This window comes from Acinetobacter lwoffii (assembly GCF_024129685.1).
Lineage (GTDB): Bacteria > Pseudomonadota > Gammaproteobacteria > Pseudomonadales > Moraxellaceae > Acinetobacter > Acinetobacter lwoffii_X.
Window position 1 is genome coordinate 1 of record NZ_JAMXXL010000049.1, and the last position, 13,884, is coordinate 13,884.

The following is a 13,884-nucleotide window of genomic DNA, read 5'->3' on the forward strand; positions in this document are numbered from 1 at the left end:
AGCAGTGCTCAATAAGTTTACGGAATTAGGCCGGCCTCATACCCAAGTTGTCACTTAAATTTGAATGGCTTAAGGGGGATTCAGCTTTTGAATGTTTATGCAACAAAGCCTTTGTGTAGTAAGTTTCTAAATAGCTCTAACCATCTTTTTTTCAATCGATTTTCTTATCTGTAATTCGGGTTAATTAAAAGTTGAGATTGGCGTGTCGTTTACAAAAAAAACTGTAAAATATATTCAAAAAATTTATAACTAATATCTGATTATAATTTTTTTGTTGTAACATATAGATATTGTAATTAATCAAACTATATTTTATGTCTATGCAAATGAAAAAAGGGTTTTATCTAGTTTTTCTAACTTCTTTCGTGGGTGGAGCATCAAGCGCAGTTAATGCCAACAGTAATCCATTATTAGAAGCACAAATGAAAGTGTTTCAGGTTGAAGAAAATAAAAAACCGTCTAAAGAGTTAAAAGCAACCGATCAAGTTAAGCCAAATAGCACTTTGGAATATCGAGTTAACTATATAAATACGTCAGCGAATTCTCTGAAAAATTTGAAATTGAATTTACCTCTTCCTGAGTATGTAACTTATACAGGGCTAAGCATGCCCAAAGATACATATGCCTCTTTAGATGGAAAAACATTTGCCAAAGCACCGCTAACGCGTATGGAAAATGGCAAAAAAGTGAATGTTCCGCTGCGTGAATACCGTGTATTGCAATGGAGTGTAAGCGAGTTGAAACCGAAGCAAAAAATTACGGTTTCTGCTCAAGTTAAAGTGAACGCTTCAGAATAATTTTTTGGTTTTAATCAGACTTTATCGTTGGACTTTTTTATGAAAAATATTTTTAAGTTAAGCACAGTCGCTGCCGCTTTAGCAGTTGCTGGCGGGGTGTCATTCAGTAGTCAGACTATGGCTGCAGTTCCATTGGCGGGTACAAATATTAGTAACGTTGCAACAGCAACGTATACAGATAATACCGGCACAGAACGTGTAGTGACTTCGAATGAAGTGAAAACATTAGTGGCGCAAATTGGCAGCTTTACTTTAGAAGCTGACCGCAGTGCACAAACCACCCCAAATGGTCAGGTCACGTTCTCACATATCTTAACAAACACGGGTAATGGTACTGATAAATTCAGTATTGGACTTAAAGATATTGATGACTCTAATACGACATTTGATTTCAGCGGTGGCGGCAAGTATGCGATTTATATTGACCGCAATAAAGACGGTATGGCGGACAGCAACGTTGCATTAACTGGCACTGATCTGATTGAGCTAGCAGCTGGCGAGTCTGTAGGCTTAGTGGTGGTTGCAACTACACCAAGTACGGCAATGCAAGGTCAGCTGGATAAATTAGAAATTACTGCAACAGCGCAAACTGCGTCACTTTATACCGTGGCTGTGAAATCAAATACTGATACTACAAGAATTACTACAGGTGCTGTACTGCAAATTACCAAAGCGGCTAATGTTAGCGTGACGCAAGTTGGCAAGGAAATTGAATATACATTAACTTTTAAAAATACTGGTAATACTACGGCCACAAATGTTGCAATTTTTGACGTATTGCCGAAAACAGTTGAATACCTTAAAGATTCAGCGCGTCTTAATGGCGGTACAACACCGCTAACTGACGATAAGGCAGATGCAGACAAGTTTGAATATGATTCAACCAAACATGCATTTTTATATAACATTGCAAGCGTAGCACCGAATACTTCAGGCAAACTAACCTTTAAGGTGAAAGTACTTGATACGACCAATGCGGGCGATATTAAAAATACCGCGTATGTTGATCCTGACGGTAAACCTCAAAATCCATCAGATCCGAACAGCCCGAAAGTTCCTGTAGATATGACGGATGTACCAACAGATCCGAATACGCCGCCGATTCCGACAGATCCAAATAACCCGACGACAGTACCATCGAACCCATCAATTGTAGTTGTTGAAGGTACTTATGACGGTTCAATTAACGATTCTAAATTAGATAGCTTTAAGGATGGTGGCTCAATAACTGTATCAGGTGCAGTTGGTGATGACAAAATCACAATTGCTGGTCAGCAAGGCGTACCGATTGTATTTGGTAAATCTAGCACCGAAGGTGATATGGTTGTTGTGCATAACCGCGGCAATTCGACGGATACTTATAATTTAACTGTAGACAAAACAGTGATTAGTGGATTTGGCAAACTACCAGATGGCGCTATTGTTGAAATTTTAAAAGCAGATGGCAATACACCTGCAACCGATACCAATGGTGACGGTATTGTCGATACAGGTCCGATTGCGGCTGGGGATAAATTACAATTTGTTGTTCGCGTGACTTTGCCAAATGGGGAAAAAGTAGTAGCACCTGGTGTGGGTATTACTATGGTTAGCACTTCGGTTAAAAATGCGCAAAAGGACACCTTAGAACTAATAATTTCTGAACTGACAGAGAATAAAGTTGACTTGGTCAATAAGCCGACAACAGGCGGCGAAAAAGGTACAGGTGCGGGCACTCCTACTCCAGTAGATAATGCAACAACACCGCCAGCAACACCGACAACCTTCGATATCACCATCAAAAATGAAGGCAATATTCCGGACAACTATATCATTACTGTGCCTGATGTACCTGCGGGCTGGACGATAGAAATTTTTGAAAAAGATAGTTCTGGCAACTGTACAACAGCAAAAGTGGCGAACTCTGGCAATATTAAACCAAGTGAGTCAAAAAGTTTCTGTTTAGTGGTTACGCCACCAGCAGATACACTTGCTGGTACAAAGGAAGATATTAAAGTTGAAATTAAGTCGCCAGCTACGGGAACCAGCGATAACATTACCTTTAATGTAGGTGTGGAAGAACAGCGCCAGCTGACCTTTACCCCAGACCGTCAAGGTCAGGTCGCACCAGGCGGCACAATTGTATACAGCCATACCTTAACCAACACCGGCAACGTATTGGAAGGTGCAGGACCTTATCCGCTAAACATTGACTGGACTTCGACACTTTCGGGTGTAAATACTTCTGTTTATGTTGATATTGATGGTGATGGAAAGCAATCAGCTAACGAGTTGATTACAGGTGCGACGGAAGCTGATCGTACAGCATCATTAGCTGCTATATTGGCAACCATCAATACCACGAATACGGCAGCTGGTTTATCTCCAAAAGAATCAGTCTCTATTCTTGTCAAAGTTGAAGCGCCTGCAACAGCTTCAGCCGGCGAATCGGATACGACAGTTGTAACGTTTAAACCTGCAGCATCTTTGAAGAATCCTGCATTTAATGATGAAACAATCTATCCAAACTATAAGGCTGCTCCAACACCTTCTAATGTAAGTATTACAGACCGTACGGTGATCAACTTAGGCCAAGTGCGTTTAGTGAAAACACAAGCACTTTCTGCGAAATGTGAGAGTGTTCCTACAGCGTATGCTGAAACTAAACTAGATGCAAAACCAGGTGATTGTGTTTACTACAAAATCGTAGCAAGCAATGACGGTAATGCTGATGCAGAAAATGTGGTGATTACTGATATGGTGCCAAGCTATACCGCTTATCTCACTGGCTCAGCTGATCCTGCTGCTGCTGCACCGGCTACTGGTACGAAAGAGTTGAAGTACGCTGTTGGTACATTAACACCAGCAGCTACAGCTGAATTAAAATTTGCGGTCCAAGTTGATTCTCAATAATCCTTTATTTTTGTGCTGCCTCTTTTTAGGAAGGGGCATTTAAATTATTTTTTTTTGTTGGGTTGGGGTTATGTCAAATAAAAAAGTGATGAACATAAAGATAGATGCACTTTCAGCATCTGCTTTTGCATCTGCTTTGCTTTTTGCTCAACAGGGTCATGCTGCAATGCCGACAGCAGGTCAAATCATTCAGAATATTGCTTACGCAAGCTATGAGGTGAGTGATTTGCAGGGCGGACAAGTGCTGCGGACTACCCAATCCAATGCCGTTAATGTTGAAGTTGCAAAATTTTATGGTTTAGAGCTATTTCCTGACCAAATGAAACAAGTTGAAGCCGGTTCGAAAGTAATTTGGCTGAACCAAGTAACGAATACAAGTAATACTGATGCATGGTTTGATTTTAAAACTGCATCCATTAATCATTTATCTAATATAAAAATTTATTTAGACGCCAATCAAGATGGCGTGTTTGATATTTCTGATACTTTAATCACTGACGGGTTGCAGCTGGCGCCTAATCAGACTGTTTACCTGTGGGTTGCGGCTGATACGTCTTTGCTAGCTCCAGATCAGGCAAAGTTAGAGCTACCGCTTAGCGCGCAAATCCGTGAAGAGCCTATACAGAAGAAAACAGTAAAAGACCCTGTACAAGTTTTTACACCGAAACTAAGAATAGAAAAAGCGGTTGATCAAACCTTAATTACTGCAAATAACCGAGAACATCGTTTAAATTATACCCTGATAGTGACGAACTCTGCTTCACTGCAGGTTACACCTGCGGAAATTACCGTAGATGGTCAAAAAGAGTCATGGGTCATTGTTGAAGACCCGTTGCCGCCGAATACTATTTTTGAAGATATTCAGACTGCAGATAATGACCCAGACGCAGTGGCTTTATACCGCACTGCGGAAGGCCAGTATTTGACTCAATTTCCTAATGATAAAACAAAAATAGGCCATGCTGTCATGGCCTATAAAAAGCCTTTTGCTGCAGGGAAAAAAAGCACGATTCAGCTTGCAGTAAAAACATCAGCTTCAGTCAGCTATACCACTTTGGTGAATGAAGCTTATGTTTTACACCGTACTGGACAAACGGATAAAAAGACCCTGTCGGATAAGGTTAAAACAGATATTGTCGGTAAACCGACTATTGACAGCACCACGGGTGACTATGCATCCAGCATTTACACAGGCAAAGTCAATGAGCCGATTTATTTAAAAACCAATGCTGCAATTTGTAATGCAAACCGTTTTGGCAAAGAACAAGTTCGTATTCAGATCCAGTCAAAATTGACTGGTGATATTGTTGTGGTTTCTGCTGTTGAAAGTGATGAAAATTCTGGACTGTTCTATTTTGAGTTGGAAACAGAAGAAAATACAGTTAAAAACTTAGCTGATCTCAAGCTGCAAACCTTGAAGCGTGATGAAGTCAACATTAGTTTAGTTGAATGCTTAGATGAACAAGGTAAGGTTACGACACCAATCAATGAGGTGTCGACTCAGGTTCTAATTGATCCATACGGTATTGTTTTTGATTCAAAAACACAAAAACCTGTGGCTGGCGCTACAGTAACCTTAGTCGATGAATACGACCAGCCGATTGGTGCAAATGTTGCGTTTACTATAGACCATAATACGGGTGCGCTCATTTCTATGCCTGCAAAGCAGGTAACTTCAGCAACAGGTGAGTTTGTTTATCCGCTGGTAGTTCCAGGAAATTACAAACTTTTGGTAGATACCTCAACGATTCCAGACAAAGGCTACAGTTTTGTCAGTGATCAGCTGGTATACCCTATCACATCATTTAATGGGCTGGCAGTGCATTCTGACTACTCTTATGGCGGCATGTTTACTTTTGCATCCAATAGCCCTGTACCCAATATCGATATACCAATTGACCCGATGCTGAGCGAATCTGGTCTTATGGTGAAAAAAACTGCACGTGATACGGTAGTCGAATTGGGTGATTTTACTAATTATAGTATTTCAGTTACGAATAATGGCGACGTGCTGGCGCGTGATATTAAACTGCAAGATACTTTGCCGCGCGGTTTTAGCTATGTGCCAAGCACAATGCGGGTTAACGGCAAACCTGCACCAGATCCAGAAGGCGGAAAAGGGCCATATTTGACTCTAGGCTTAGGCGATCTTGCTGTGAATGCTACAGCGAAAATTGAATACCGTGTTTTGGTTGGGCCAAATGCGCTGAATGGAGACGGTATTAACCGTGCTCGTGTAGTCGACCGTTCAGGTCTAAGCTCAAATGAAGCGCAGGCAAAAGTGAAAGTGCGGCCTGGAGTATTCAGTTCAGATGCCTTTGTGGTGGGTAAGGTTTATACCGACTGTAACCGCAATGGTATGCAGGATAAAGGTGAATTAGGTGTACCAGGTGTACGTCTATACATGGAAGATGGTAGCTATATCATCACAGACCGAGAAGGCAAATATGACTTCTACGGTATTTCACCGAAAACGCATGTCCTCAAATTAGACCGCACGACACTGCCGGCAGGCGTAGAATTAATTACGCAATCGAACCGTAATGCTGGTGATCCATCGAGCCGCTTTGTTGATGTTAAGCGCGGCGAGTTGCACCGTGCAGATTTTGCGATGGCAGATCAGGCGGGTACTTGTTCTACGCCATTGAATGAGGCCGTGAAACAGCGTCAAGATAAAATTAATTCAAGTAATTTGAATCTTGAAAAAGCGATTAATAAACAGCTGTCGATTGATGTGCCGTCTTATTTAGACAGCAGTACGCGTAATGAAAATACACAAGGCTGCTTAGCCAATGACAATGATCAGAATTGTCTGCTGAATAAAGATGCTGTTCAGGGCAGCAAACAGACACAGCTGGTCATTGATCCAGTCAAACCTCCTATTTTAGTGAACTTGGAGGATTATTTAAAACGCAGTGACAACAATCAATTAGAAATATTAAATTTAAAAGAAGGGCAAGTGCTGCCTTTTGCTCAGACTTCGGTGCAAATTCAAGGTGCTGCGGGCACTCAGCTTAAAATCTTGGTGAATGGTGCTGAGGTGCATGAAAAGCAGCGCGGTAAACTAGCAATCTTGGAAGATCAGCGCAAGCAGGGCGTAGAATATGTTGGTGTTGAACTGCAGACTGGAAAAAATACTCTACAAGTACAGCAGCTAGATTTGTTTGGCACCGTACGTGAAAGCCAGAGTATCACTGTGATTGTGCCGGGTGGAGTTCATCAGCTAAAAATAAATCAGCCGAATCAGCTAGTGATGGCGAATGGCCGTGATGTACTACAAATAGCGGTGCAGCTGCAAGATAAACAAGGTGTCAAGGTTGCAACACGTACTCAGCTGACACTGGAAAGTGACTTAGGCTTGATTGACTTGCAGGATATGAATCCGAATGAGCCAGGTATTCAGACCTTTATTGACGGTGGTGAAATGATTGTGCCAATCATTTCACCAAGCATCCCGGGACGCGGCAAGCTGCGTGTCAGCAGCGGTTTGCTGGAGCAGGAAATTGATATTCAATTCCAAGCTGATTTGCGTCCGCTCATTGCCGTTGGTTTAGTTGAAGGTTCAATTAACTTCAATAATTTCGATAGTGGCAAGCTGCATAGCGTAAATCAAAATGATGGCTTTGAAGATGAATTAAATGAGATTGCTGATTGGGGTGATACATCTTTAACTGGCCGTACAGCAATGTTTATTAAAGGGAAGGTTAAAGGCGATTATCTGCTGACGCTTGCTTATGATTCGAATAAGAGTTCGAAACAGCGTTTATTTCGTGATATTCAGCCAGATGAATATTACCCAGTTTATGGCGATGCTGCCGCCAAAGGTTTTGAAGCGCAATCAACGAGCAAATTGTATGTTCGTCTAGACAAAGGTCGTTCATATGCTATGTACGGTGACTATGTAACGCGTACAGAAAAAGACGAAGGCTTGGCATTAGGTCAATATAACCGTTCATTAACGGGTGTAAAACTGGGTCATGATGGAGATAAGCTTCAGGCAGCAGCGTTTGGCGCGCAAACTAAATCACGGCAAGTGGTCACTGAAAACCGTGCGATGGGTATTACTGGCCCGTATAGCCTAGGTTCTATTTCAAATGATTTGATTTTAGAAAATAGTGAAAAAGTTGAAGTAATCACTCGTGACCGCAATAATCCGGGATTAATTATTGCTAAACAAACTTTAACGCGGTTTTCAGATTATGAAATTGATACGTATAGCAACAGCATCTATCTAAAGCAGGCAGTCGCAAGTGTCGATAAAGATTTGAACCCAAATTATATCCGCATCACTGTTGAAGCAGAAGAGATTGGTGAGGAATATGAAGTTGGCGGTTTAAGTTTCAGTTATGCAGTAAAAAGCCATTTAAAAATAGGTGGCTCTTTTGTGCAAAGTAATGATCCATTGCAGGAAGAGCAAATTGCCAGTGTGAATACTGTGCTAAAAGTGGGTCAATACGGTAAATTAATTGCTGAAATCGCGCAGTCTAAAAATACCGATGGTAACGCTGACCAAATCACGCAAATCAACAGCAGCAGTTCAGATCAGCAAAAAGGCACTGCAGGCCGTATTGAGTTTGAATATGCGCCAAGCTTTGCCAATGTCCGCGCTTATCATCAGCAGGCCGAAGATGGTTTTCAAAATGATGCTGCCACTATTAGCGCGGGACGTAAAGAAAGCGGCATTAAAGCATCTGCTCCAATTACCAACGTAGGTTTGGCGCGTGTAGAGGCTATCCGTACAGAAGATCAGGGCAATAGCGGTGTGCGTACAGGCATATCTGCAAGTTTAGAGCGTAATTTCTTTAAGGTGCTGGCGATTGAATTGGGCCTGCGCCATTACGATGAAACGGTTAATGCGGCGACTTTAGCGACTGAAAGTTTAGGTCCATATAACGGCACAACAGGCCGAATTAAATTTACTGGCAATTTGCCGTGGAAAGGCGCAACTGCATTTGCAGAATATGAGCAGGATTTATCTGACTCAGAGAAACAGGTTTTGGCATTAGGCGGCACAGTTAAGGTGCTTCCAAATACAGAATTGTATGCACGTCACGAAGTAATTTCTGCGATTGATGGCTTGTATTCTATGAATACAACGGAGGAAACGAATAGTACGATATTTGGTATTTCCAGCAATTATATGAAAGATGGTTCAGCGTTCAGTGAATACCGTGTTGGCAACGGCATGAGCAACCGTGAAGCTGAAGCAGCATTGGGCCTACGCAATCGCTGGCAAATTAAGCCGCGTGTCTATGTCAGCAGCAGCTTTGAACGTATTCAGTCATTGTCTAAAAATGAAGACAATACCAGCAATGATGCAACAGCGCTAAGCCTTGGCCTTGAATATTTAGCGAATGATATCTGGAAAGCGACCACACGTTTAGAAGGCCGCCGGGCAGACACTTCAGATACGATTATTAATACAATCGGTTATGCATATAAATTATCGGACGATGCAACAGTACTAACTAAAAACACCCTAAATTTTGTAGATAATAAAGATGCAGAACAGGGGGATCATTTACGTAACCGTTTCCAATTGGGCTATGCATGGCGTGATTTTGACCAAAACCAGTTGGATATTTTATCGAAGTTTGAATATTACTACGAAGACAATGCCACAGATTTGGAAGCAGCATTTAAGCGTGAATCTTATGTCACTTCTATACATGCCAACTACCATCCGCAACGTCAACTGACTTTATCAGGACAGTATGCTGCTAAATGGTCTGAGCTGGATGAATATGGTATTAACAGTGATGCTTTAACACAATTGATCAGCGGTCGTATGATTTATGATTTGAATGAACGCTGGGATATGAGTCTGCAATCAGGTGCATTATGGGCGAATCGAGGCGGCGGAACACGTTATTTAGTAGGTGCGGAATTGGGTTATTTGTTGGCGGCCAATCTTTGGGTATCGGCAGGCTATAACTTCTTGGGCTATCAAGACGATGAACTTGCGAATACAAGCTCTACAGGTGAAGGCGCGTATTTAAGATTTAGATTCAAGTTTGATGAGGATTTATTTGGCCGCAAAACTGCGAAGACCAATTTATCTTTAGAGCCAGAGCAAGGACGATAAACATGAAATTGCGTACATGGTTACTGGCAGGCTTATGTATGAGCCAAACTGCGGTCTATGCAGTATCTGCTGCCAATGATCCGCAAAAAGACATCGATGCTTTGAAAGCAGAATTAGTTCAATATGAAAGCCGTGATGCACTAGGCCGTTATCACGCTTATAAAGCTAAAATGTGGCTGAGCTATGCATTGAATGAATGGTCAGAAGGCAGTTTGACGCCTGCCGGCCAAGAAGCTTTGCAGCAGGCGCAGCAATTGGCCAGCAGTTTAGCAGAAGGCAAAGAGCTCTCTTTAACAACCCCTATTTTAAGTGTATCTCAGGTGATGCGCCGCGATTTATGGCAGCAAGCCGAGTTTTTAAAGCAGCAAGGCGCTATTGAACAGGCACCAGAAAGCTTGGCGCAAGCAGAGGTAATGCTGGTTTGGGCTGCGGCAGAATACTGCGAATTGGGCTGGCGCCATGCGAATGAACCTTTCCGTGCAGCAGAACAGTCTTTGTATCAAACGATTGAAGCTTCTAAAATTCAAGCTGTTAATATGCACTGGGACGCAGATGCAGCACCATCTTTGGCAGAGTTGAATGGTAAAGGCTGCAATGGTGTAAATGCAAAACTGTGGCCGTTAAATCAAAAAAATGAACAGGTACAGGCTGAAGCTGTCAAAGTACAGAATGTAGTACATTTTGCCTTAGACAGAACAGAGCTAAGTGTTGCCAGTCAATCTGTACTGAATCAATTGATTCATGTAATGAAACAGTATCCGCAGATTAATGTTCAGCTGTTGGGCTATACAGATAGCCGTGCAAGTCAAGCATACAACTTAAAACTGGCAGAGCGGCGTACACAAGCAGTACAGCAGTATTTAATGACGCAGGGCATAGACGCCAACCGTATTCGGTCAGCAGCTAAAGGCGCGCAGGAGCTGCAAACAGATGCCAATATGCAAATGGCTTATGCGAAAAGCCGCCGTGTCGTGATTGAAATGAATGAAGTAGGTCAAATTCAAATTGAACCGCAGTGGCAAGATTTACAAATAGAGTCAGAGCAAAAAAAAGTGAAGGTGAACTGAAATGATGAAGCAATTTTTACCTCATGTTTTGGCATCTTCATTACTGTTGGCGGGTGCAGTTACACAGGTTTATGCGGATGTTAACTTGCCAGCAGACAGCAAAAGAATTCAGCGGAGTTTTGTCAATTTAAGTTTTGAAAACTTATTACCAGGTGCTACTCCCAATACTCAATCATGTCAAAATAGAACCTCAGGTTCATCATGGACATTCGGCTATTGTTTGTTTGATCAGAAATGGATTGAAGGCTGGAAAACAACAGCATCTTTTTTTGACAATAAAGGTAACGATTTAGGTCACCGTGAAATTGAACTTTGGAAAGGAAATAGCACCACAAGCTCTCCAGATGCTAAGCAGGGAGCACTTTATGCAGAGTTAAACGCACATACTACTTCGACACTGTACCAAAATATTTGTGTTACTAAAGAGGATAGCTTCACCTGGTCACTTTGGCACATGGCCCGGAACAATGCCGGAACTGAAAAAATTTCTTTTATCATTGCAGATGAAATTGTAGACAACGGAGGCTCAGCAGCATTAACCCCTACAAATATCAATCGTTTAGAAAACTCTTCCGGAGCTACTTCATTTGGTTCAAGTACTACCAGAACATGGACAAATCATAAAAATGATACGCCTGTACAATTATCAAGCTACCTAGGCGGAGCAACCGCTAAAGTGAAATCATTTGGTTTTCAGGCGCAAGGGGGAACAAATCTAGAGGGTAACTGGTTGGATAATATTGAGGTCAAATTACGGCCTGCTATTGAATTTTCTGCAGAGAACAATACTGTTTTAGAGAATGCGACAGGAACATATCATTCTGTCGATTTTAATATTGTTGGCTTAGTCACTGGTGATTTTGACGTTGCTTTTATTATTGATAATACAGCTGTTAGCAATCCTGCTGTATACCACAATGATTATAGAATTTTTGATAACAGCAGCGGTACGCCTATAGAAATTATTCCAACAGTGACTGCTGATCCGAAAAAATTAAGTTTTAAATATAAGGTCAAGTATAATCCGAGCTTAAATTATGCTGCTGGTGTAAAAGTCACGGGTTTGGTGATACAAGTCATTAATAATAATAATAAGGAAGGCAAAAAGGTCATTCCATTTGCACTAGATAAGACGCAGACAAGCATTGCCGTTTTGGATTTGAGTGAGTGTGGTGGTGATGTTTTTGATGGTTTTCGTTATGAAATTGAAGATGATGATGTTGATTTAAGTATTACTAAAAAAATTAAGGAAACTGCGCCTGCGCCGAATGATTTGGTTTCTTATGACATGATTCTATTTAATGATAGTAAAGTACTAGCGAAGAATTCAAAACTTTTTGATACCTTAGGCGCTAACTTGGCTGCTACAGCAAATACAGAATTGACATGTAAAGTAGTAGATGAAACAGGTACTGAACTTTACAGCACCTGTGATGCATTTTTATCGGGCTTCAAAGCGGGTGATGCAAAAATAAGGGCGACTCAGCTGTTGAGCACAACTGGATTTACTATTGGTGATGTACCTGAAAATCAATATTTTAAATTTACTCTCACGAACTTGTTAGTTAGTGCTACAGACAAAGAAACAGCAGAAAATGTAAGTTTTATTACTAATGATGTAGAAGTTAAAACTGATTCATCTGAGCAGGATCTAACAAATAATAAAGCGCAAGCTAAAACTATGTATGCAGCTGTAAACGATTTATTTAACAATGATTCGGGTAAAACAGGTACAGGTTTATTTGTTATAGATAATGGTGGTCAGCCCTTGTGGACTCAGGCCTCTGTAGAAAACAAGGCGTACTTTCCGTTAAAAATTAAAAATAGCGCGAAGTTAAAGCAGGACTACCAACTGTATGCATCACGCACGGCAGTCAATAAATCACGTACTGATTCCCTTTTTTCACCTTTGGTTAAATCTACGATTCAGCCTTATACTGACCAGCTTAAAATTGAGTTTTTTGACACATCATCTGCACAATGTAAAGCCGGTTTGGGCGGTGCAAAACAGGTGACACAGCTGACTGTCGATGCAAATACTGAAGCTGAGGTGTGTGCGGTGGTAACTGCATTAGCTTCTGCACAAAATAATCATGATATTTGGTTTGCAATAGAATCGCTGCAGTCAGGTTTGGGCGATGTTATTCGTGATGCGGTTACTTCGGATCATTTAGCGCAGCGCTTGCTTGAGTTGGTCAATGACCAGACCGCGCAGATCAATGTCGGCGGCACTTATGTTTTTCCACACCGTTTAATTAACCACGGCGGTGTTGAGGAAAAGAATATTACATTTGTATTAACGCCTGTCCGTGCAGATGATTTCTTATATACCTTATTTGAAGACAGCAATAATAATGGTGTGTTAGACAGCACAGATATCATGATCAGCAATCAAAGCTTTTCTTTGCTGGAAAAAGCTGAACTGGCTTTACTGATTAAAGTTCAGGCGCCAGCTACTTCAACAAATGGCATAAGCAGTCAAGTCAAACTTGAAGCTAAACCAGACAATAATGGCCAAAGTATTATTTTGGCACCACTTGCTAATATAGACAGTGTTACTGTAGGTGCCAACCAGCTGCAAATTCATAAAACGCAGTTTAAACAGCCAAATTGTGCAGCTATGGATGTTGCTGCGGTAAAAGGTGCCAACTACTCGATAGGTAATGTGACTATAGGCGATAAAGATTGTCTAGTTTACCGTATAACAGTCACCAATACAGGTGATTCAAAGCTGACTGATGTCGCTGTGAATGATATGTATCCAGCTTATACCATTCCATGGAAATCTGACACTGTTCTGCCGATGACCAGCAGTGCTGAAGCGGTGCAGGACGACGGTTCTAAAGTTAAAACGATATTTCCATTACTTTTACCTCAAGAACAAAAGTCACTGTATTTTGGTATAAAAATGCAATGATTTGGTCATGATTAGAGGCTTTGTTGCACAAAGATTTAAAAAGTAGAACTTCCCTAAGCGACTTAAATTTAAGTGGTAACTTGGGTATGAGGCCGGCCTAATATCGTAAATTTATTTAAGACTGCC

Annotated in this window: 5 protein-coding genes; all 5 read left to right on the top strand. The window is 41.3% G+C overall.

Annotation, left to right across the window (positions count from 1 at the left end):
• The first annotated feature begins 314 nt into the window (after positions 1–314).
• The 5 genes from NI464_RS14965 (at position 315) to NI464_RS14985 (ending at position 13,758) form a co-directional block, all read left to right on the top strand.
• Positions 315–797 carry a hypothetical protein gene (locus NI464_RS14965; protein WP_253102135.1) on the top strand — a complete coding sequence of 161 codons (483 nt, stop codon included), beginning with the start codon at positions 315–317 and terminating at the stop codon, positions 795–797.
• A 117-nt stretch (positions 798–914) separates the two neighbouring features.
• Positions 915–3,689, top strand: a complete 2,775-nt coding sequence (locus NI464_RS14970; protein WP_253139373.1) for a DUF7619 domain-containing protein — start codon at positions 915–917, stop codon at positions 3,687–3,689.
• A gap of 70 nt (positions 3,690–3,759) precedes the next feature.
• A complete protein-coding gene (locus NI464_RS14975; protein WP_253139376.1) occupies positions 3,760–9,774 on the top strand; it encodes an SdrD B-like domain-containing protein in 6,015 nt (2,004 codons plus the stop codon).
• A gap of 2 nt (positions 9,775–9,776) precedes the next feature.
• Positions 9,777–10,841 (top strand): OmpA family protein, encoded by a 1,065-nt coding sequence (locus tag NI464_RS14980; RefSeq protein ID WP_253139379.1) that lies wholly within the window; start codon positions 9,777–9,779, stop codon positions 10,839–10,841.
• Between the two features lies 1 nt (position 10,842).
• Complete coding sequence (locus tag NI464_RS14985; RefSeq protein WP_253139382.1) at positions 10,843–13,758, top strand: hypothetical protein; 2,916 nt, start codon at positions 10,843–10,845, stop codon at positions 13,756–13,758.
• The last annotated feature ends 126 nt before the right edge of the window (positions 13,759–13,884 follow it).

Excerpts from the sequence above, each read along its gene's own strand:
- NI464_RS14965 (WP_253102135.1), top strand. The coding sequence starts at position 315 with ATGTCTATGCAAATGAAAAAAGGGTTTTATCTAGTTTTTCTAACTTCT.
- NI464_RS14970 (WP_253139373.1), top strand. The coding sequence starts at position 915 with ATGGCTGCAGTTCCATTGGCGGGTACAAATATTAGTAACGTTGCAACA.
- NI464_RS14975 (WP_253139376.1), top strand. The coding sequence starts at position 3,760 with ATGTCAAATAAAAAAGTGATGAACATAAAGATAGATGCACTTTCAGCA.
- NI464_RS14980 (WP_253139379.1), top strand. The coding sequence starts at position 9,777 with ATGAAATTGCGTACATGGTTACTGGCAGGCTTATGTATGAGCCAAACT.
- NI464_RS14985 (WP_253139382.1), top strand. The coding sequence starts at position 10,843 with ATGATGAAGCAATTTTTACCTCATGTTTTGGCATCTTCATTACTGTTG.